The sequence below is a fragment of the Sciscionella sediminilitoris genome (genome assembly GCF_000737195.2).
Taxonomy (GTDB): domain Bacteria; phylum Actinomycetota; class Actinomycetes; order Mycobacteriales; family Pseudonocardiaceae; genus Sciscionella; species Sciscionella sediminilitoris.
Genome location: NZ_JALM01000044.1, coordinates 23,748 through 43,978 on the forward strand (window position 1 = coordinate 23,748; position 20,231 = coordinate 43,978).

The window sequence follows — 20,231 nt, forward strand, 5'->3', positions numbered from 1 at the left end:
ACGCCGCCGGGGTGCCGTGGGCGGGAAAGGGCCGCCCGCACGGACACCTTCCTGGGCAAGCTGGATCGGCTGCTCGCGGCCGAACCGACCGAGCTGGACAGTCTCGGCACCGTCACCCTCGCCCCTGCCGTACCGAAGCCCCCGGTGTGGATCGGCGGCACCGCCGAGGCATCACTGCGCAGGGCCGCCCGGTTCGGCGAGGGCTGGCTGGGCGCCTTCGCCACTCCGCGGCGGCTGCGTGAGTCGGTGGACCGGCTCGGCGAGTTCGCGCGGGAGTACGAGCGGCCACGGCCCCGCGTCGGCCTCGTGCTGCACGGCGGCCTGCTCGACCGGGCGAGGACGCAGGACCGGGAACGGCTCGCCGCACGGCTCGCCGCGACCTACGGCATGGATCCCGCCGACGCGCGAGCGGTGCTGCTGGTCGGTGGCCCCGAACAGGCGGCAGAGCAGATCGCGGCGCTCATCGAGGCGGGCGCGGACCTGTTCGCGTTCGTCTCGAGCACCCCGTGGCGGCGCAGCTGCGAACTGCTCGCGCGGGTGCGGGAACTGCTCCGGTGACACGAGAACGGCCCGGTCACCGTGGTGACCGGGCCGTTCTCGACTGCTGTGGCTGCTAGGCGCCGCCGGAGGCAACGTCCGTGCCACCCGCGCCGATCTCGACCGGGGTGTCCGGGACCTTGATCTCCGCGAGCCGCGTGGTGAACACGAACTTGGCGTCCGTGGTCTCCTCGCTCTCGTCGTCCCAGCCCTCGACATCGGCCTGCACGACCTGGCCGGGCTGCACGTTCCCGGACAGGATCTGCTCGGAGAGCTGGTCCTCGATCTCGCGCTGGATGGTGCGGCGCAGCGGCCGGGCACCCAGCACCGGGTCGAAGCCCCGCTTGGCGAGCAGCCGCTTGGCCTTGTCGGACAGTTCGAGGGACATGTCCTTGGCCTTGAGCTGTTCCCCGACGCGGGTGATGAGCAGGTCCACCATCTCGACGATCTGCTGCTGCGTGAGCTGGTCGAACACGATGGTGTCGTCGATACGGTTGAGGAACTCCGGGCGGAAGTGCTTCTTCAGCTCGTCGTTGACCTTCTGCTTCATCCGCTCGTAGTTCGAGCCCTCGGACTTGCCACCGGAGAACCCAAGCCCGACCGCCTTGGAAATATCGGATGTCCCCAAGTTGGAGGTGAAGATCAGCACCGTGTTCTTGAAGTCGACCGTGCGGCCCTGACCGTCGGTGAGCCGCCCGTCCTCGAGCACCTGCAGCAGGGTGTTGTAGATCTCCTGGTGGGCCTTCTCGATCTCGTCGAAGAGCACCACGGAGAACGGCTTGCGGCGGACCTTCTCGGTGAGCTGGCCGCCCTCCTCGTAGCCGACGTACCCGGGAGGCGCGCCGAACAGCCGGGAGGCCGTGTAGCGGTCGTGGAACTCGCCCATGTCGATCTGGATGAGCGCGTCGTCCTCGCCGAACAGGAAGTTCGCCAGCGCCTTGGACAGCTCGGTCTTCCCGACACCGGACGGACCGGCGAAGATGAACGAACCGGACGGCCGCTTCGGGTCCTTCAGCCCGGCACGGGTGCGCCGGATCGCCTGGGACACCGCCTTGACCGCGTCCTCCTGGCCGATGATGCGCTTGTGCAGCTCGGTCTCCATGCGCATCAGCTTGGTGGTCTCCTCCTCGGTGAGGCGGAACACCGGGATACCGGTCCAGCTGCCGAGCACCTCGGCGATCTGCTCGTCGTCCACCTCGGCGACGACGTCCAGGTCACCGTCCTTCCACTGCTTCTCCCGCTCGGCCTTCTGCCCGAGGAGTTTCTTCTCCTCGTCGCGCAGCCGCGCGGCCCGCTCGAAGTCCTGCGCATCGATCGCGGACTCCTTGTCCCTGCGGGTGTCGGCGATCTTCTCGTCGAAGTCGCGCAGGTCCGGCGGCGCGGTCATCCTGCGGATCCGCATCCGCGCGCCCGCCTCGTCAATCAGGTCGATCGCCTTGTCCGGCAGGTAGCGGTCGTTGATGTAGCGGTCCGCCAGCGTGGACGCGGCCACCAGCGCCGAGTCCGTGATCGTGACCCGGTGGTGCGCCTCGTACCGGTCGCGCAGCCCCTTGAGGATCTCGATGGTGTGCTCCAGCGAGGGCTCGCCGACCTGGATCGGCTGGAACCGGCGCTCGAGCGCGGCGTCCTTCTCGACGTACTTGCGGTACTCCTCGAGGGTGGTCGCCCCGATGGTCTGCAGCTCACCGCGGGCCAGCATCGGCTTGAGGATGCTCGCCGCGTCGATCGCGCCCTCGGCGGCGCCCGCTCCGACCAGCGTGTGCAGCTCGTCGATGAACAGGATGATGTCGCCGCGGGTCTTGATCTCCTTGAGCACCTTCTTCAGCCGCTCTTCGAAGTCACCGCGGTAGCGCGAGCCCGCGACCAGCGAGCCGAGGTCCAGCGTGTAGAGCTGCTTGTCCTTGAGCGTCTCCGGGACCTCGCCCTTGACGATCGCCTGGGCCAGCCCCTCGACCACGGCGGTCTTACCGACGCCGGGCTCCCCGATCAGCACCGGGTTGTTCTTGGTGCGCCGGGACAGCACCTGCATGACCCGCTCGATCTCCTTGGTCCGGCCGATCACCGGATCGAGCTTGGCCTCACGGGCGCTCGCCGTCAGGTTCCTGCCGAACTGGTCGAGGACGAGGGACGAAGACGGTGTCCCTTCCCCCCGTGCACCAGCCTCCGCGGGCTCCTTGCCCTGGTAACCGGACAGCAGCTGCAGCACCTGCTGGCGCACCCGGTTCAGGTCGGCGCCCAGCTTGACCAGCACCTGCGCCGCGACGCCCTCTCCCTCGCGGATCAGACCGAGCAGAATGTGCTCGGTACCGATGTAGTTGTGGCCGAGCTGCAGCGCCTCGCGCAGCGACAGCTCGAGCACCTTCTTCGCGCGCGGCGTGAACGGAATGTGACCACTCGGGGCCTGCTGGCCCTGACCGATGATCTCCTCCACCTGCTGCCGCACGCCCTCGAGCGCGATACCGAGGGACTCGAGCGCCTTCGCGGCGACGCCCTCACCCTCGTGGATCAGACCGAGGAGGATGTGCTCGGTACCGATGTAGTTGTGGTTGAGCATCCTGGCCTCTTCCTGGGCCAGCACAACCACCCGCCGTGCGCGGTCGGTAAACCTCTCGAACATTCGCACTCCCTACGAGCGTGCCAGGCTGCGTTACGTGGGGTTGGCATCTAGTCGCGCGACTACACACCCGCCGTGCCAACCACTGTAGTAGGCATCGGCCACCGTGCGTGTGCCCGGCGACCTCCGGTTGTCACCCGGCGACCCGCCGACCGCGGCCGGTCCCGGATGATTACATGCTTACACACCGAACAACGTGGGAAAACAGGGCATCATTCCATTGAGGCCCCGGTTCCGCTTTGGGTGAACACGCCCTTCGGAACCGCCCGCACGAGACCGCACGGTCGCCGCGGAGGAGGCCACGCGCCCCCGGAGACGGCCTGCCCAGGACATGACGAGGGCCGCCCTCCGGACGCCCGGACGGCGGCCCTGCCTCCAGCGGTGTCAGCCGTGGTAAGCCTCGAGCACCTCGGCCGGGATACGGCCGCGCTCGGAGACCTGGAAGCCGTTCTTCCGGGCCCAATCCCGGATGGCCTGGTTCTGTTCGCGATCCGCCGCGACCTTGTTGGCCTTGGCGCCGCTGCCCGCGCGGCCACGGCGCGCGCGGCCACCGGAACGCCGGGCGGATTCGATGAAATCGGCGAGCGTTTCGCGAAGACGATCCGCATTTTCGTCGGAAAGGTCGATCTCGTAGATCGCACCGTCCAAACCGAACTCCACGGTCTGGTCGGCATCGGAACCATCCAGATCGTCAACCAGGCTGTAAGTAACCTGCTGCGCCATACCAATACCTCCTATAAGCAACGAATAGGGCGGCCGGGTCCACGTTCCCCTGCTCTCGCAACGCAATATAAATGTTTGTTTGGAGAAATGCTAACCCAAAACGCCGCCGGATGGCTATCGAGGTCGGATTTCACCGGGCCCGCACCATTGGCGCAGGCATAACGGTAATCCGCGAAACAGCGCCGAGCGGCACCGATTATTCGGGCCGGACCTGCGGAAACAGGATGGTCTCCCGGATACCGAGACCGGTAAGCGCCATCAGCAACCTGTCGATACCCATTCCGACACCACCTGAAGGGGGCATTCCGTATTCGAGTGCACGCAGGAAGTCCTCATCGAGGGGCATCGCTTCGTCGTCGCCCTGTGCGGCGAGCAACCGCTGCGCTTCGAAGCGTTCCCGTTCGATGACCGGATCGACCAGTTCGGAGTACCCGGTCGCAATCTCCACACCGCGCATGTACAGGTCCCATTTCTCGGCCAGCCGGGGATCCTCGCGGTGCTGACGGGTCAGCGGGGAGGTCTCCGCGGGCATATCCCGCACGAATGTGGGCTCGTGCAAATGGTCGCCGACGTGGTGCTCCCACAACTCCTCGACCAGTTTGCCGTGCCCGTAATGCGCCGGGAACTCCAGTCCCGCGGAATCGGCGAACTCGCGCAGCTTCGCCGCCGGGGTGTCCGGGGTGATTTCGGTGCCGAGCGCCTCGGAAAGCGAATCGTACATGCGCAGGTTCGCCCACTGGCCGGACAGATCGTATTCCGTCCCGTCCGCCAGGGTCACGGTGAGCGTGCCGAATACCCGCTCGGCGGCGCGGCGGATCAGTTCCCCGGTGAGGTCCGCCATCGTGTCGTAGGTGGCGTAGGCCTGGTAGAACTCGAGCATCGCGAACTCCGGCTGATGCGAGGAGTCGCTGCCCTCATTACGGAAGTTCCGGTTGATCTCGAATACCCGCTCGATTCCGCCGACCACGCAGCGTTTCAGATAGAGCTCGGGAGCGATCCGCAGGAACAGCTCCATATCGAAGGCATTCGAATGGGTCACGAACGGCCGGGCACTCGCCCCGCCCTGCAGTGCCTGCAGCATCGGGGTTTCCACCTCGATGTAACCGTGCTCCTCGAAGGTGTCCCGCAGCGAGCGCACCACGGCCGCCCGGTTCCGCACCGTGTCCCTGGCCTGCGGGCGCAGGATGAGATCCACGTACCGCTGGCGGATGCGGGTCTCCTCGGCGAGGTCCTTGTGCGCGACCGGAAGCGGGCGCAGTGCCTTCGAGGTGATCCGCCAACCGTCTGCGAGCACGGAAAGCTCACCGCGTTTCGAGGTGATCACCTCGCCGTGCACGAACACGTGGTCACCGAGATCGACCTCGGCCTTCCATTCCGCGAGCGATTCCTCGCCGATTTCCGCGAGCGAGAGCATGGCCTGTATTTCGGTCCCGTCACCCTCGACCAGCTTGGCGAAGCAGAGCTTGCCGGTATTACGGATGAAACGCACCCGGCCGGTGATGCCGACCGACTCGCCGCTTCGCGTGTCGGTTTCCAGATCCGCGTACTTTTCCCGCAGCTGACGAAGGGAATGGGTACGCTCGACCTCGACTGGATAGGGGTCGACACCGCGAGCGAGCATTCGCTCACGCTTCTCCCTCCGGATCCGCATCTGCTCCGGAAGGTCTTCACTGGGTTCACCGGATTGCGCTGTCACGGTGGCCAGGGTAGATCAGCCCCGATTACGTTCGAACACCAGCCGCAATCCGTAGAGGGTGAGCTCGGGGACGTGCCTGTCGATCACCGCGGTTTCCCCGACGAGCAGTCCGGCCAGTCCTCCGGTGGCGACCACGGTCACCTCGTCGAGCCCGAGTTCCGTTTTGATCCGCCCGACGATTCCGTCCACCTGACCGGCGAATCCGTACAGCATTCCGGACTGCAGGCATTCCACGGTATTGCGTCCGATCACCGCGCGCGGGCGGACCAGTTCCACCTTGTGCAGGGTCGCGGTGCGCATGGCGAGAGCGTCCAGGGAAATCGTCACTCCGGATGCGATCGCCCCGCCGAGGAATTTCCCATCAGCCGAGATGACATCGATATTGGTCGAGGTGCCGAAATCCACCACGATGCAGGCGGTGCCGAACAGTTCTCGCGCGGCGAGGGTGTTGACCAGCCGGTCGGCCCCGAGTTCGCGCGGACTGTCCACGTGCAGCGCCACCCCGGTGCGCACCCCCGGTTCGACCAGCACGGTCGGCAGGCTCGCGTAATAGCCGGAAAGCATTTCGCGCAGTTCGTGCCGCACGGTCGGCACCGTGGACAGCGCGGCGACCCCGGTGATCCGGTCCGCGTACTCCCCGAGCAGCCCGCGCAGCTGCAGCGCCAGTTCATCGGCGGTGATCGCCGGCACCGTGCGCATCCGCCAGAGCCGGGTCAGCTCCGGCCCCCTACCCGGCTCATCCGGGTAGAGCCCGAGCGCGGTGTTCGTGTTCCCGACGTCGATGCACAGTAACAATGGCTCGGCTCCTCATCCGCTCCGCTCCTCGCTCGCCAGGGCTCACTACGATGCTCACTCCATCGTCACTCTCGCAGGTGACAACGGCTCGGCCCTACTCGCTCGCGCCGATGGTGAGCCCGGAGTTGTCGATCAGCCTCGTCTTGCCGAGCTTCGCGGCGATCAGCATCCGCGCCTGCCCGGAAACCGGCGCCGGGCCCAGATCCAGTGCGCGCAGCTCGACGTAGTCGGGTTCCACCTCGGGCCGGGCGGCGAGTACCTCGTGTGCGGCGGCCAGCGCGGCGGCACCGTCCTGGCGTGCCGCGGTCCTGGCCGCGGTGAGCGCGGCCGAGATCGCCAGCGCCGATTCCCGCTCCTGCGCGGAGAGGTAGACGTTCCTCGAGGAAATCGCCAGCCCGTCGGCCTCACGAACGGTGGGAATACCGATCACGTCGACGCCCATGTTGAGTTCCGCGGCCATCCGCTTCACCAGGACGAGCTGCTGATAGTCCTTCTCGCCGAAATACGCGTAATCGGGGCGCACGATGTTGAACAGTTTCGCCACCACGGTGAGCATCCCGGCGAAATGCCCTTCCCGGTGCGCGCCCTCCAGTTCCGCGCCGAGCGGTCCGGGCTGCACGGTGACCTGATTCCCGCCTTCGGGATACATCTGCTCGACCGGGGGCGCGAATACGAATTCCGCCCCGGCGCTCGCACAGGTCGCCACATCGGAGTCGAATGCGCGTGGATAGCGATCGAAATCCTCGTCCGGGCCGAACTGCAGCGGATTCACGAAAATCGAGACGACAACGGTCGTTCCCGGTACCCGCCGGGCCCGTGCGATCAGCTCGGCGTGCCCGGTGTGCAGCGCGCCCATGGTCGGCACGAGCGCGATCCGGCGCCCGGTGCCGCGCAGCGCCCGCATCAGCTTCGCCAGCTCGGCCGGGTTCCGGTACACGGTCGGTGCGGTTGGTTCAGTCATGAGGCCCTTCGAGTGCGTCCAGAACGTCCTGTTCCCCCGTCGCGCCGAGCAGCCCGGCGCCCTTCGCCCGCGCGGCGGTGCGCCTGGCCAGCTCGCGGTAGGCGGCGACGGAGTCCGGGGCGTGTTCGCCGAGCTCCCGCAGGTGGGCCCGCACCGTCTCGGCGTCCCCGCGCGCGACCGGCCCGGTCAGCGCACGGTCCCCGAACCGCAGGGCATTGTCCAGGGAGGCGGACAGCAGCGGGGCGAGCAGCCGCTGGGGCACCTCGGCCGATGCCGAGCGCAGCAGCTCGGTGGCCTCGGCGACCAGGGTCATCAGGTGGTTGGCTCCGTGGGTGAGCGCGGCGTGGTACAGGGCGCGCGCGGTCTCCGGGATGCGCACCGGTTCGGCGCCCATCTCCATGACGAGTGCCTCGGCCACATGCCAGGCGCCCTCGTCCCCGTCCCGCGCGGTGACCCCGAAGCAGCAGGAGGTGAGCCGTTCGGTGTCCTCGGCGCGCCCGGTGAAGGTGAGCACCGGGTGCAGCGCGAGGGTGAGCGCACCCAGTTCCTCGGCGGGGCGGAGCACCTCGATGCCGTGCGCCCCTGAGGTGTGCACGACGATCTGACCGGACCGCAGCGCTCCGGCGGCGACCAGCCCGCGCACGGTACCGGCGAGCGCATCGTCCGGGATGGCGAGCAGCACGAGATCGGCGGCCGCCGCGGTCCGGTCCGGTGGTTCCACCGGAACCCCGGGCAGCAGCTGCTCGGCGCGTTCGAGCGAGGCCGCGGACACCCCGGAGACCGCGGTGATCGTGTGGCCCGCGGTGTGCAGCGCGGCACCGAGTACCGCACCGACCCGGCCCGCCGAGACGATGCCGATCGCGAGGCGCGCTGGCCTGCTCATGGTTCGTACCTCCTCGGCGCAACAGTAGCCAACGCCCGCACCCGCGCGGCGGCCGCGTCGAGTTGGGCCAGCAGTTCTCCGGTGCGCTGCCGCACCTGCCATTCGGGGAGCCCGCGGCCCATCGAACGGCGCAGAAAGGCCAGTTCGGTGACCGCGGCCTGGTATTGGCGTACCGCGTTCGCGGCCTGCCTGCCGTGCCGCGCGCCCACGGTCTTGCGCCACTGTTTGCGCCCGCGCAGGCTGGCGAGCAGTTCGACCTCGCTCGGCGCGATCCAGCCCGCCTCGCTCATCCACGGCAGCGCGGAGCTGATGGCCTGCTGCTCGCGGCGGCGCTGCCAGCCGAGGAACACGATCACCCCGATCCCGACCGGCACCATCACCAGCAGGTACAACCACACGAAGCCGCGCATCCCGCCGAAGGTGGCGCTCGCGTTCCACGCCGCGTGCAGCCCGACCGCGAGCGCGTAGCCGAGGATCGGGGCGAGCCAGCGGTGCTTTCGCCTGCTCGCCGCGGCGATCCCGATGCCGATCCCGGTCATCACGGTGAACAACGGATGCGCGAACGGGGAGAACACCCCGCGCACGATGAAGGTCTCCACGAGCGCCCCGTGTTCCCCGGAGAGTCCCGCGGCGTCGAAAGCGCGCCCGAAGTACGTGATGTTCTCGGTGAAGGCGAATCCGGCCGCGGTGATGCCCGCGTACACCACGCCGTCGATCACGCCGTCGAACTCGGCGCGCAGGAACAGCCAGATACCGAGCACGAACGCGCCCTTGACCGCCTCCTCCACCAGCGGTGCGGACACCAGCGCGGTGACCGGTGCGTCCCCGGTTCCCCCGCTGACCAGGTAGTCGGCCGTGCTGTTGATGGCCAGTGCGGTGAGCGCGGCCACACTTGCTCCCCAGCCGAATGCGGCGAGCAGCAGCTTCGGCGGTTCGGCTTCCCAGCGGTCCAGCCACAGGAACACCCCGACGACCGGTCCGACCGGAATGAGGGCGAGCGCGGCCCCTGCGGGCAGTCCGCCGTCGTCGCCGAGCACGGCGAGCAGGACCAGGGCGAGGGCGGCGACGACGCACAACACGAACACGACGGTGAGCACGGTCGTGGTGCGCCTGCGGAAGTACGAGGCTTGGCTCACTACTGGAAACCTACCGATAGCCCAGCGGCGGGCCGTTCACCCCCGTACCGGGTGCTCCTAGTCCTCGCGCCTGCGGCGGCGCCCGGTCGATCCGGGGTCCTTGCGCCCGTGCGCGGCGAGCAGATCGGAGACCGCGACACCCGCACCGTGCGCGCCCGGTTCCTGCTCGGGTTCCGGTTCGGGCTCGGGCACCGGTTCGGGTTCCGGTTTGGCGTGGCCACCGCCTTGTGCGGCCGGAACCCCGTGCCGTCCGCTCGACTGTTCGGGGCGCGGCAGGCCGCCGAAGGATTCGGTGAAGCTCACCCCGTCCGGGCGACGACGACGGCCCCCGGTCTCGGCAGGCTGAGGATTCTCGGCGCTGTCCTGGTCACCGCCCGGGGCGGGACCGCTCGGCACCGCACTGCCCGGGGCGGCGCTGCTCGGGGCGGCGCCGTGCTGCGCTGCCGCGTTCGGCCCGGCACCGTTCGGGGCAGCACCATTCGATGCGGCACCGTTCGAGGCAGCACCGTTCTGGATACCGCCCGGGTGCCCGTTCGAACCGTTGCCGCCCTGCCCGTTGGAGCCGTGCCCGTTGGAGCCGTTACCGCCCGCGATACCGGACAGATCGGGCTGCCAGGAGTTGGCCCAGTCGGTGGCGGCGGGCTGCCTGGCCTCGCGGTCCTGCCGGTGCCCCGCCCGGTTGGCGGATTCGGCCGCTTCCCAGGACGGGGTCCAGCTGGGATCGATCGTGGGCACGTGACCGTTGCCGTTGACGCCGTACTGCCTGGGAGCCTGCCTCGGCTCCTGACGCTGAGGTTCCGGCTGCCGCTGAGGTTCCGCCTGACGCTGCGGCTCCGGCTGCCGCTGGGGTTCGGCGGGTTTGGCCACCGGCTGCTCGGCGGGACGCTGCTGCGCCGCCGGGGGCTGCTGACCGGGCTGGCTGGGCTGACCGGGCTGATTCGCCTGACCGGGCTGGCTGGTTCGCGGCAGCGAGGGCCACATCGCCGAGGCGGGCTGTTCGGTGCGCGGCGCGCGGCGCTCGGCGGGGCGCTGGTTCGGCGGCGGGGTGTTCGCCGCCGGGGTGCCGGCGGACTGGCCGTTCCCGGAGGCGGCGCTGGCAGCCGAGCCGTTCACCACCGGATCGGGACCGCTGACCGGGTCGTGGCGCATCGTCTGTTCGCTGGCCGCGAGGTTGGCTGGTCTTCGGGCGGGCGCCGCACGACCGGCCGAGCCGAGCTGCTGGTTGAGCTGGTCCTCCTGGTTGCGGGTGCTGTCCCCGAGCCCGAGCATCCTGGTCGATTCGGCGTGCAGGGCGACCCGTTCCACGAGTACCTCGCCGCCGAGCAGGGTCTCCAGGTGTTCCCGCAGCGTGCGCAGTTCCGCGCGCAGTGCGGCGATCTGCTCGGTGGACGCCGCTTCCGCCCGCTCCTTGGCCTCGGCCTCGATCTGCTGTTCGCGCTCGCGGTGGGCGGTGATCTCCCGCTCGAGTTCGAGTTCGTAGGCGGTGTGCAGAGTTTCGATCTCGGCGGAGCGCACGGTGGCGTCCCTGCGGTAGCGGGCGGTCACATAGGCACCGGCGAGCGCGGCCCACAGTGCGGCGATCAGGCCGAACCGCAGCAGGTCGAGGCTGTTCGCGAGGACGAGGGCCAGCGTCGCCCCGACCGCGAGCACCAGGCCGACGACGACGAGCACCCGGACGAGCGTGACCTGGGGCAGTCGCTTCGCTCGGTCCTGCGCACCCTCCTCGGCGGGCGCGAAGTCTTCGTCATCGGGCATGTCCCCTACGATACCTGTTCGTTATCGAGAACCAAGTCCCCTTGCCCTGACTAGCGTTTTTGATCTTGGTCCGCGTCGTCATCGGGCCCCTTCGGGACGCGGCAGCAGTGCTCGAGCCACAGCCCGGCAGCGGCGAGCGCCACCGCGCACAGGCCGCCCACGATGCTGGATGTGACGTCGTGCGCGATCACCTCGGAGCGCCCCTCGCGCGGGAGCAGATAGGCGAGCAGCCCGGCCCAGGCACCCAGCATGAGCGCGCCGAGGATCGCCGAGGCCTTCGCGACGGCGAGCACGCGCAGCGCGGTCACCGCGGCCACCGGGGTGGTGCCCTTACGCCGTTCGAACCGCGGCCGGAACGCGATGGCCAGCAGCGCGTCGATGATCGCGATCGCGAGCAGCACCAGGCCCGCGATGATCGGCATCTGGGGCAGCGAGTCGTAGTTGAACCGCACGAGCAGGTGCACGAGGACGAGCACGATCACCGCGACGATGACGAGGTCCCGGATCCGCGTGGGTTTCACGGCAGCTCCAGATCAGCACGGGCGAGCACCCCGGAGCGCTCGGTCTCGGCAAGAGCGTCGGCGAGCTCGGCGACCGGGCCGTGCCCCGGCAGGTTCGCCTCCGGATCGGCGGCGAGCCAGGGCAGCAGCACGAAACCGCGCAGCTGGGCCCGCGGATGCGGAAGGGTGAGCTCGGGATCGGCGCTGCGCTGCTCGTCCACGGTGATCACATCCACGTCGAGGGACCGCGGTCCCCACCGGCGCTGGCGCACCCGCTGTGCCTCGGCCTCGCATTCCCGGCCGAACTCCAGCCAGTCGCGCGCCGACGCGGTCTCGTCCTCGGTGATCAGCACGGCGTTGAGGAAGGCGGGCTGATCGGTCACGCCCCAGGGCGCGGTCTCGAACACCCCGGAGCTGGCTCGCAGCCGGGTACCGAGCCGCGCGGTCACCAGGCGCAGGTTGGCCAGCCGGTCCCCCAGGTTGGAGCCGATGGAGAGCACCGCACGCGTCATACCCGGCTCCGGGAAACGGTGACGGCGACATCGGCGAACTCGTGCGGGATCGGGGCGCTCGGTTTGTGCACGGTGATCTCGCAGCGGGTCAGGCGCTCGTCGTGACCGAGGACCGCGTCCGCGATCCGCGCGGCCAGCTTCTCGATCAGGTTCACCGGCTCGCCGGTGATGTGGGCGACGACGAGATCGGCGACCGCGCCGTAGTCGATGGTGTCGGCCAGCTCATCGCTCGCGGCGGCCGCGGTCATGTCGAACCACAGCCGCAGGTCCACCCCGAATTCCTGGCCGTCGCGGCGTTCGTGGTCGAACACCCCGTGATTGCCGCGCGCCCGGAGCCCGGTCAGTGTGATCTGCCCGGCCGGGGTCGATGGTCCGCTCGCGAGCTCGCTCACGGTGTCCCCCGCAGCCAGGCGGCGGCAACGGTCACCGCGTCGACCGAGCGCTGCACGTCGTGTACCCGGACCGCGGCCGCGCCGTGCGCCGCGGCGAGCGTGGAGATGGCCGCGGTGGCGTCCTCGCGTCCCGAAGGCGGCCGGGGTGTCCCGTCCGCCGCGAGCAGTGCGCCGAGGAACCGTTTGCGGGAGGCTCCGACGAGCACCGGGAAGCCGAGCGCGCACAGCGTCTCCAGGCCGTGCAGCAGGGCCCAGTCGTGTTCGGCGCGCTTGGCGAACCCGAGCCCGGGATCGAGCACGATGGCCTCGCTGCGCACTCCGGCGGTGAGCGCCGCCTCGATCCGCGCGCTCAGTTCCGAGCACACCTCGGCCACCACGTCGGTGTAGTTCGCCAGCTCGATCATCCGCTCGCTGTGCCCGCGCCAGTGCATGAGCACATAGGGCACCCCGGCCGCGGCGGCCGTCTTGCCCATCTCCGGATCGGCGAGCCCGCCCGAGACGTCGTTGATCACCCCGGCGCCCGCGTCCACGGCCGCTTCGGCGACCGCGGCGCGCGTGGTGTCCACCGAGGTCGGCACGCCCGCTTCGGCGAGCGCGGCGATGACAGGGACCACCCGCTCGCGCTCCACATCCGCGGCGACCCGCCCGGCACCCGGCCGGGTCGACTCGCCGCCGACGTCGATGAGGTCGGCCCCCTGGGCGCGCATCAGCTTGCCGTGTTCCACGGCGTCCGCGATGTCCAGGTAGCGCCCGCCATCGGAGAACGAGTCCGGGGTGACGTTGAGGACCCCGACCACGGCGCACCGATCCTCGCGTACCAGCATCGCGGTCACCGGCTCCTGATCAGCTGGAGCGCCTCAGACCTCGATGTCGCCGAACTCTTGTGAATCCCGCGCACCGCGGAGGTCGTGGTGCGCGAGCCCGCCTTGCGGATCCCGCGCATCGACATGCACAGGTGCTCGGCGTCCACCACCACGATCACCCCGCGCGGGTCGAGCCTGCGCACGAGCGCATCCGCGACCTGCGAGGTGAGCCGCTCCTGCACCTGCGGACGGCGCGCGTACAGGTCCACCAGCCGCGCGAGCTTGGACAGGCCGGTCACCTGCCCGTGCGCGTTCGGGATGTAGCCGATGTGCGCGACCCCGTGGAACGGCAGCAGATGGTGCTCGCAGTGCGAGTAGACAGGGATGTCGGTGACGAGCACGAGCTCCTCGTGGCTCTCGTCGAACGTCTTGTCCAGCACCTCGTCCGGGTCCTGGTAGAGCCCGGCGAACATCTCCTGGTAAGCGCGAGCGACCCGGGCCGGGGTCTCCCGGAGACCGTCCCGATCCGGATCCTCACCGCAGGCGCGCAGCAGCTCGGCTACCGCACGCTCGGCGCGCTCGGCGTCGAATTCCCTCGTCACGTCCCCTCGCGACCGTTTTGCTCCGGGTCCCTGTTCGACCAGTCCGCGCCCTGGTTCCCGCCGTTCCACGACGGGGTCCACGGCTGCGGATCCCGCTGCGGCTGCGTCGCGGGCTGCCAGCCGGGAGGCGCGTCGTAGTACGGCGGGCCCGCGCGGTGGCGGCGCGGCTGCTCACCCGGCTGCGGCTGGTAGCCGTTCGGGGTGGGCTGCTGCTCGGCACCGGTGGGCTGCGGCTCGGCCGGAGCCGCGGGCGCCGGGGTCCTCGGCTGTTCGTCGGTGACCGCGGCGGCGGGCAGCGACTCGCCGCGCTCGCGGGCGAGCTCGACGCGCGTCTTGATCGGCGGCTTGTCCGAGGGGATGCGGTCGCCGAAGTCGTTGAAGTCGGTGATCCGCGGGCGCTTCTGCACCCTGGCGAAGATCCGCTCCAGGTCCTTGCGGTGCAGCGTCTCCTTGTCCAGGAGTTCGAGCACGAGGTCGTCGAGCACATCCCGGTAGGTGTTGAGCACCTGATAGGCCTCGGTGTGCGCGGCCTCGATGAGCTTGCGCACCTCCTCGTCGATCTCGTGCGCCACCTCGAGCGAGTAGTCGCTCTGGTTGCCCATGGACCGGCCGAGGAACGGGTCACCCTGTTCCTGCCCGTAGCGGACCGCGCCGAGGCGGCCGCTCATGCCGTACTCGGTGACCATGGACCGGGCGATCTTGGTGGCCTGATCGATGTCCGAGCTGGCTCCGGTGGTCGGCTCGTGGAAGACCAGTTCCTCCGATGCGCGCCCGCCGAGCGCGAACACCAGCCGCGCGATCATCTCCGAGCGGGTCATGAGGTCCTTGTCGTCCTCGGGGACGGCGAGCGCGTGCCCACCGGTCCGGCCGCGGGCCACGATGGTCAGCTTGTAGACCGGTTCGATGTCCGGCATCGCCCACGCGGCGAGCGCGTGCCCGCCCTCGTGGTAGGCGGTGATCTTCTTCTCCTTCTCGGAGATGATCTTGCTCTTCCGCCGCGGTCCGCCGACCACCCGGTCGACCGACTCCTCGAGGGAGGCCCCGTTGATCGCGTTGCCGTTCTCCCGCGCGGTCAGCAGCGCCGCCTCGTTGATCACGTTGGCCAGGTCCGCACCGGACATCCCGATGGTGCGCTTGGCGAGGCTCTCGAAGTCCACGTCCTTGCCGAACGGCTTGCCTTTGGCGTGCACCCGCAGGATCTGCTTGCGGCCGGCCAGGTCCGGTGCGGTGACCGGGATCTGACGGTCGAAGCGGCCGGGACGCAACAGCGCCGGGTCCAGGATGTCGGGCCGGTTGGTGGCCGCGATCAGGATGATCCCGCCCCTGGTGTCGAACCCGTCCATCTCCACGAGCAGCTGGTTGAGGGTCTGCTCGCGCTCGTCGTGCCCGCCGCCGAGCCCGGCACCGCGCTGACGGCCGACCGCGTCGATCTCGTCCACGAACACGATGCACGGCGCGTTCTGCTTGGCCTGCTCGAACAGGTCGCGGACCCGGGATGCGCCGACACCGACGAACATCTCCACGAAGTCCGAACCGGAGATCGAGTAGAACGGCACCCCGGCCTCACCGGCGACCGCGCGGGCCAGCAGCGTCTTACCGGTCCCCGGCGGCCCGTAGAGCAGTACGCCCTTGGGAATCTTCGCGCCGAGCGCCTGATAGCGGCCGGGATTCTGCAGGAAGTCCTTGATCTCGTGCAGTTCCTCGACGGCCTCGTCCGCGCCCGCGACATCGGTGAAGGTGTTCTTCGGCATGTCCTTGGACAGCTGTTTCGCCTTGGACTTGCCGAAGTTCATCACCCGGTTGCCGCCGCCCTGGGCGTTGTTCATGACCCACATGAACAGCAGCAGCATGATGCCGACGGGGATCAGGATCATCAGGAACTGGCCGAAGAAGGAGTCCTGGGTGACCTTGGTGTCGAACTTGACGTTCTTGTTGCGCAGTGCGCCGAAGATGTCGTCGGAGGCACCGGCCGGGTAGTACGAGATGACCTTCTGGCTGCCGTTGACCGGGTTCTTCAGTTCCAGCTTGAGTTGCTGTTCCTTGTCCCCGATCGTGGCATCTTTGACGTTGCCCGCGTTGACCTGGGCAATGGCCTGAGAGGTCGGAACCTGTGCGTAATCCCGGTTCTCGTCGAAGAGCTGGGTGAATACGAAGTACAGGATCACGAAGGCCAATATCCACAGAAGTGGGTTACGAAGCAGGCGCTTACGGTCCATGAAACTACGGCCGCTGGTCGGCCTCGACCCTCCCTGTGTTCCGCCTGTTGATGTCGCTGGTTAACCGGCAGGCTTCGTGCCTGACATGCCCGGTTCCCCAAGCGTACCGCTCTGCACGAACCACCATCGTCTCACGGCGGTGGCCGCTCGCTCACGCTGGTCAACGGCCGGGGACTCCCTGGTGTTCCGTGCTGGACATGTGGTTTTGATTACGAGGAGTACACGCGGGGCTCGAGGGTGCCGATATAGGGCAGATCCCGGTAGCGCTCGGCGAAATCCAGGCCGTATCCGACCACGAACTCGTTCGGGATGTCGAACCCGACGTAGTCCACCTCCACGTCCACTCGCACCGCGTCCGGCTTGCGCAGCAGCGTGCACACCCGCAGGGACCGCGGATTGCGCTGCGCGAGGTTCTTGACCAGCCAGGACAGGGTCAGCCCCGAGTCGATGATGTCCTCCACGATGAGCACATCCCGGCCCGCGATGTCCCGGTCCAGGTCCTTGAGGATGCGCACCACGCCCGAGGAACTGGTGCCCGCTCCGTAGGAGGTCACCGCCATGAACTCGAGCTGCGCGGGGACCGGGAGCGCGCGGGCGAGATCGGTCATGAACATGACCGCGCCCTTGAGCACCCCGACGAGCACGATGTCGCCCGCCGCCTCCTCGTGGTCGGCGACGATGAGCTTGGCTAGTTCGTCGATCTTCTCGCTGAGCTGCTGCTCGGAGAGCAACACCGAGGCGATATCGCCGTCATACACCCGGACGACTCCCTGATTCTCCCGGCTCCCTGCTGTGCTCGCCCAGCTTGCCACAGCCGGGTCAGCCGCCTTGCCGAACGGTCAGCGCATCCCGCTCCCGCCGCACGGCTACGCCGCCGGGCAGCCAGTGCGGCCCCTGCCCGCGCCACGCGGTGACCAGGGATTCGACCGCGCGCAGGTGCGCATCGCTGAGCTCACGCGCCCCGGAGCCGAGCAGCCAGCGGCGCAACACCCGCCTGCGCACCGGACCGGCGAGCGCGGCCAGTTCGCGGACCGGGAGGTCACCGCTGGCGGGTTCGTTCGCGGCGAGCTCATCGAGCACCGCGGAGTCCTCGCGCACCTGCCGCGCGGTGCGGGCCAGTGCCTCGGCGACCCCGCCGTGCAGCACGTCCTCGAGCAGCGGAAGGACCTCGGTGCGCAGCCGCGCCCTGGTGTAGGCCCGGTCGGCGTTGTGCGGATCGGACCAGAACGCGAGCCCGAGCGCGGTGCAGGTGCCCTCGGTTTCCGTCCGGCGCACGCCGAGCAGGGGGCGCACCAGTGGCCCGTCGAACGGGGCCATCCCGGCGATCGAGCGCGCGCCGGATCCGCGCGCGAGCCCGAGCAGCACCGTCTCGGCCTGGTCGTCGAGAGTGTGCCCGAGCAGCAGCGGAGCGTCCCCGGCGGCCGCGCGCAGTGCCGCATACCGCGCGTCCCGCGCCGCCGCCTCCGGTCCGCCGCGCTCCCCGACCCGCACCTCGAGCACCCGAGCCTCGTCCGCGCCGAGTTCCCGTGCCTGATCCGCCGCGGCCGCCGCGACCTCGGCGGAACACTCCTGCAACCGGTGGTCCACGGTCAGGCAGCGCACCCGTTTCCCGCCGCGGTGCGCCAGCGGGATCGCGAGCGCGGCCAGGGCGAGCGAGTCGGGCCCGCCGGAGAGCGCGACGGTGACTGTCGGTGCCTCGAGCAGCGCCAGATGTTCGCGCACAGCTGAACGAACCGCGGCCACCCGCGGATCCCGGATGCTCAGCGGTCCCGGGCCGTGCTCAGCCATGGACCCGCTTGCGCCACGCGGCGGGGTCGGCGATCTCCTCCCTCGTCGGCAGGGTCTCCGGGCTGGTCCACACCGCGTTGAACCCGGCCATGCCGACCTCCTCGATCACCGCCCTGGTGAACGCGGCCCCTTCGGCGTACTGGCGCAGTTTCGCGTCGATACCGAGCACCGCCCGCAGCACCCGGTCGAACAGCCCGCCCCCGGAACGGCGCGCGGTGAACCGGTTCCTGATCCGCTCCACACTGGGCACCACGGCGGGGCCGACCGCGTCCATCACGTAGTCCGCGTGCCCCTCCAACAGCGTGGAGACGGCGAGCAGCCGGTGCAGCACGGCGCGCTGTTCCGGTGTCTGGAGCAGTTCGAACAGGCCGATCGCGCCGCCCTGCAGGGTTCCCGAGCGCAGTGCGCCGACCGCGTCCCTGCCGACCTCGAGCAACCGTCCCGGTCCGGCGTTCGCGGTCTCCTCGAGCCCGCCGATGAGCCCGCGCACCTGCTCGGAGAAGTACCCGGCCAGCCAGTCCACCGCGGTGAACTGCAGGCGATGGGTGCTCTCGTGCAGGCACACCCACATCCGGAAATCGCTCGGATCCACGTCCATCGCCCGCTCGGCCGCGACCACGTTCGGCGCCACCAGCAGCAGCTTGCCCCCGCCGGGAGCGAACGGGTCGAACTGGCCGAGTACCCGCCCGGACAGCAGCGCGAGCACCGCGCCCGCCTGCGCCCCCGAGGTCCCGGCGAGCACCGGAAGCAGCGGCGACTCCTGGGCGTTGATCACGCCGTCGGTCAGCGAGCGCAGCCCGGAGATCGCCGAGACCACCCAGCCGGATCGGTCCACGACCTCGGCCTCGAGCAGTGGCAGCCCCTCGCCGAGCCCGGTCAGCTCACGCACGTGCTGTTCGGCGACCGGGGAGACCGCGCGCAGTTCGGCGACCGCCGCTTCCGCCTCGGCGCGCGGGATCACCGGCCCGCCGCGAGCGAGCCGGCTACCGACGCTCGAGGCACGCTCCCAGTCGACAGGTGAGTTCGTTGACACCATCGGGCTCCTCACTCCGTTCGGGGGCCGTGGCGCCGAGGCTACCCGCAGCCACAGTCCCGCAGGGTGGCCGCGATCGCGTCGAGTGCGGGCTTCTGCTGGGCGAGGTCGCCGCCGTTCGACATGAAGGAGAAGGCGAGCACCTGGTTGTCCTTGGTCTGCACGTACCCGGCGAGCGCGGAGACCGCGGTCAGCGTCCCGGTCTTGGCGCGCACCCAGCCGCGCCCCTGCTCCGAGGGACCGGACTGGTACCGGTTCTGCAGTGTTCCGGTGCCGCCCGCGATGGGCAGTCCGTCCAGGATCGGGCGCAGCTTGCCCGCCCGCCTGCCCTCTCCGGTCGCCGCGCCGAGAACCGAGGCGATCAGCTGGGCGGGAACCCGGTCCTGGGTGGAGAGCCCGCTGCAGTCGACCGTGTTCATCCCGCTGATGTCGAACCCGTTCCTGGTGAGCACCTGGCGCACGGCGGCGACCGCTCCCTCGAACGTCGGCGGGTGCCCGGTGGCGATGGCCAGTTCGCGCCCGACCGTCTCGGCGAGCACGTTGTCCGAGATGGTCAGCAGGTTCGCGACGAGGTCCTTGAGCGGGGCCGAGCGGATCTCGCCGAGCACCTTCGCGTTCTTCGGCGCGCTGCCCTCCCCCGCGGCGCTCGCCCCGATCCCGCCCGCGAACTTGGCGAGCAGGTCCTTGCCCGGGTTCGGGGTGCGCGGGGTCTGCTCGGCCATGGTCGGATCGGTGCGCCCGCCGTCCAGGATCGCGGGCACGATCGGGGTGTAGTTGCCCGCCTGGATGTCGGCCTTGTCCCAGCCCTTGGCCGCGGAGTCCCCGGTGTACCGGCTCTCGTCGATGCGCACCGTCTTGATCCGCCCACCGCTGGCCTTGCGCACCTGGGCGACCAGATCGGAAAGCCGTGGCGCGTTCCAGTACACCGAGTCCCTGCCCGCGGGCAAGGAGTTGATCGTGGGGTCCCCGCCGCCGACCAGTACCGCGGTCGAGGGGTCGTTGCCCTGCACCACCTTCGTGGTGAACCGGGTGTCCGGGTCGAGTTGCAGCACCGCGGCCGCCGCGGTCAGCAGCTTCTCGGTGGAGCCCGGCGCGCTCGGCGTTCCCGGCCCCTGCTGCCACAGCGTGTCCCCGGTGCGCGGATCCACGACCATCCCGGTCAGCTTGGCCAGCGCCGGGTTACTGGTCACCTTGGCCAGCGCCGCGTTCACCGCCTGCGCGCTCGGCGACTTGCCTCCCGAGAGTCCGCGCAGCTGCCGCTGGACCGCGATCGCATTGGCGCGGG

General features: G+C 69.7%; 19 protein-coding genes. 1 reads left to right on the top strand and 18 read right to left on the bottom strand.

Features of this window, described 5'->3' with window-relative positions; genetic code table 11:
• Positions 1–69 precede the first annotated feature (69 nt).
• Entirely contained in the window at positions 70–558 is a 489-nt protein-coding gene (locus AD72_RS37960; RefSeq protein WP_255357168.1) for an LLM class flavin-dependent oxidoreductase, read from the top strand.
• A gap of 55 nt (positions 559–613) precedes the next feature.
• On the opposite strand, the gene AD72_RS19560 is transcribed toward AD72_RS37960, so the two are convergent.
• From AD72_RS19560 to dacB, 18 genes are all read right to left on the bottom strand, one after another.
• Positions 614–3,154, bottom strand: coding sequence for an ATP-dependent Clp protease ATP-binding subunit (locus AD72_RS19560; RefSeq protein WP_031467974.1), 2,541 nt, complete (start codon positions 3,152–3,154; stop codon positions 614–616).
• 381 nt (positions 3,155–3,535) lie between these two features.
• A complete protein-coding gene (locus tag AD72_RS19565; RefSeq protein ID WP_031467975.1) occupies positions 3,536–3,874 on the bottom strand; it encodes a histone-like nucleoid-structuring protein Lsr2 in 339 nt (112 codons plus the stop codon).
• Positions 3,875–4,070: 196 nt separating this feature from the next.
• Positions 4,071–5,525, bottom strand: coding sequence for a lysine--tRNA ligase (gene lysS / locus AD72_RS19570; RefSeq protein WP_051898791.1), 1,455 nt, complete (start codon positions 5,523–5,525; stop codon positions 4,071–4,073).
• A 60-nt stretch (positions 5,526–5,585) separates the two neighbouring features.
• A complete protein-coding gene (locus AD72_RS19575) occupies positions 5,586–6,365 on the bottom strand; it encodes a type III pantothenate kinase (RefSeq protein ID WP_031467977.1) in 780 nt (259 codons plus the stop codon).
• 94 nt (positions 6,366–6,459) lie between these two features.
• Positions 6,460–7,326, bottom strand: coding sequence for a pantoate--beta-alanine ligase (gene panC / locus AD72_RS19580; protein ID WP_031467978.1), 867 nt, complete (start codon positions 7,324–7,326; stop codon positions 6,460–6,462).
• Positions 7,319–8,209, bottom strand: a complete 891-nt coding sequence (locus AD72_RS19585) for a Rossmann-like and DUF2520 domain-containing protein (protein WP_031467979.1) — start codon at positions 8,207–8,209, stop codon at positions 7,319–7,321. Before AD72_RS19585 ends, panC begins: the two co-directional genes overlap by 8 nt.
• A complete protein-coding gene (locus tag AD72_RS19590) occupies positions 8,206–9,345 on the bottom strand; it encodes a PrsW family intramembrane metalloprotease (protein ID WP_231644898.1) in 1,140 nt (379 codons plus the stop codon). The genes AD72_RS19585 and AD72_RS19590 overlap by 4 nt, the downstream gene beginning before the upstream one ends.
• A gap of 57 nt (positions 9,346–9,402) precedes the next feature.
• A complete protein-coding gene (locus AD72_RS19595) occupies positions 9,403–11,100 on the bottom strand; it encodes a DUF6779 domain-containing protein (RefSeq protein ID WP_037346507.1) in 1,698 nt (565 codons plus the stop codon).
• A gap of 50 nt (positions 11,101–11,150) precedes the next feature.
• Positions 11,151–11,621 (bottom strand): DUF3180 domain-containing protein, encoded by a 471-nt coding sequence (locus tag AD72_RS19600; RefSeq protein WP_031467981.1) that lies wholly within the window; start codon positions 11,619–11,621, stop codon positions 11,151–11,153.
• Positions 11,618–12,112: a 2-amino-4-hydroxy-6-hydroxymethyldihydropteridine diphosphokinase gene (gene folK / locus AD72_RS19605; RefSeq protein WP_031467982.1), complete on the bottom strand. Its 495-nt coding sequence runs from the start codon at positions 12,110–12,112 to the stop codon at positions 11,618–11,620. The genes AD72_RS19600 and folK overlap by 4 nt, the downstream gene beginning before the upstream one ends.
• A complete protein-coding gene (gene folB, locus AD72_RS19610; protein WP_031467983.1) occupies positions 12,109–12,504 on the bottom strand; it encodes a dihydroneopterin aldolase in 396 nt (131 codons plus the stop codon). Before folB ends, folK begins: the two co-directional genes overlap by 4 nt.
• Positions 12,501–13,328: a dihydropteroate synthase gene (gene folP, locus AD72_RS19615; RefSeq protein WP_031467984.1), complete on the bottom strand. Its 828-nt coding sequence runs from the start codon at positions 13,326–13,328 to the stop codon at positions 12,501–12,503. Before folP ends, folB begins: the two co-directional genes overlap by 4 nt.
• A gap of 5 nt (positions 13,329–13,333) precedes the next feature.
• Complete coding sequence (folE, locus tag AD72_RS19620) at positions 13,334–13,909, bottom strand: GTP cyclohydrolase I FolE (RefSeq protein WP_031467985.1); 576 nt, start codon at positions 13,907–13,909, stop codon at positions 13,334–13,336.
• On the bottom strand, positions 13,906–16,125 hold the full coding sequence (gene ftsH / locus AD72_RS19625; protein WP_031467986.1) for an ATP-dependent zinc metalloprotease FtsH: 2,220 nt from the start codon (positions 16,123–16,125) through the stop codon (positions 13,906–13,908). The genes folE and ftsH overlap by 4 nt, the downstream gene beginning before the upstream one ends.
• 209 nt (positions 16,126–16,334) lie before the next feature.
• On the bottom strand, positions 16,335–16,883 hold the full coding sequence (hpt, locus tag AD72_RS19630; RefSeq protein ID WP_031467987.1) for a hypoxanthine phosphoribosyltransferase: 549 nt from the start codon (positions 16,881–16,883) through the stop codon (positions 16,335–16,337).
• A 61-nt stretch (positions 16,884–16,944) separates the two neighbouring features.
• Positions 16,945–17,913 carry a tRNA lysidine(34) synthetase TilS gene (tilS, locus tag AD72_RS19635; RefSeq protein WP_051898792.1) on the bottom strand — a complete coding sequence of 323 codons (969 nt, stop codon included), beginning with the start codon at positions 17,911–17,913 and terminating at the stop codon, positions 16,945–16,947.
• A complete protein-coding gene (locus AD72_RS19640) occupies positions 17,906–18,949 on the bottom strand; it encodes a zinc-dependent metalloprotease (protein ID WP_031467989.1) in 1,044 nt (347 codons plus the stop codon). The genes tilS and AD72_RS19640 overlap by 8 nt, the downstream gene beginning before the upstream one ends.
• A gap of 38 nt (positions 18,950–18,987) precedes the next feature.
• A partial coding sequence (gene dacB / locus AD72_RS19645; protein ID WP_031467990.1) for a D-alanyl-D-alanine carboxypeptidase/D-alanyl-D-alanine endopeptidase occupies positions 18,988–20,231 on the bottom strand: 1,244 nt, incomplete at its 5' end.

What these genes read in the sequence shown, in the direction of transcription:
- AD72_RS19560 (WP_031467974.1), bottom strand. Translation starts at nt 3,154, where the DNA reads ATGTTCGAGAGGTTTACCGACCGCGCACGGCGGGTGGTTGTGCTGGCC.
- AD72_RS19565 (WP_031467975.1), bottom strand. Translation starts at nt 3,874, where the DNA reads ATGGCGCAGCAGGTTACTTACAGCCTGGTTGACGATCTGGATGGTTCC.
- lysS (WP_051898791.1), bottom strand. Translation starts at nt 5,525, where the DNA reads ATGCGGATCCGGAGGGAGAAGCGTGAGCGAATGCTCGCTCGCGGTGTC.
- panC (WP_031467978.1), bottom strand. Translation starts at nt 7,326, where the DNA reads ATGACTGAACCAACCGCACCGACCGTGTACCGGAACCCGGCCGAGCTG.
- AD72_RS19585 (WP_031467979.1), bottom strand. Translation starts at nt 8,209, where the DNA reads ATGAGCAGGCCAGCGCGCCTCGCGATCGGCATCGTCTCGGCGGGCCGG.
- AD72_RS19595 (WP_037346507.1), bottom strand. Translation starts at nt 11,100, where the DNA reads ATGCCCGATGACGAAGACTTCGCGCCCGCCGAGGAGGGTGCGCAGGAC.
- folK (WP_031467982.1), bottom strand. Translation starts at nt 12,112, where the DNA reads ATGACGCGTGCGGTGCTCTCCATCGGCTCCAACCTGGGGGACCGGCTG.
- folP (WP_031467984.1), bottom strand. Translation starts at nt 13,328, where the DNA reads ATGCTGGTACGCGAGGATCGGTGCGCCGTGGTCGGGGTCCTCAACGTC.
- ftsH (WP_031467986.1), bottom strand. Translation starts at nt 16,125, where the DNA reads ATGGACCGTAAGCGCCTGCTTCGTAACCCACTTCTGTGGATATTGGCC.
- tilS (WP_051898792.1), bottom strand. Translation starts at nt 17,913, where the DNA reads ATGGCTGAGCACGGCCCGGGACCGCTGAGCATCCGGGATCCGCGGGTG.
- AD72_RS19640 (WP_031467989.1), bottom strand. Translation starts at nt 18,949, where the DNA reads ATGGTGTCAACGAACTCACCTGTCGACTGGGAGCGTGCCTCGAGCGTC.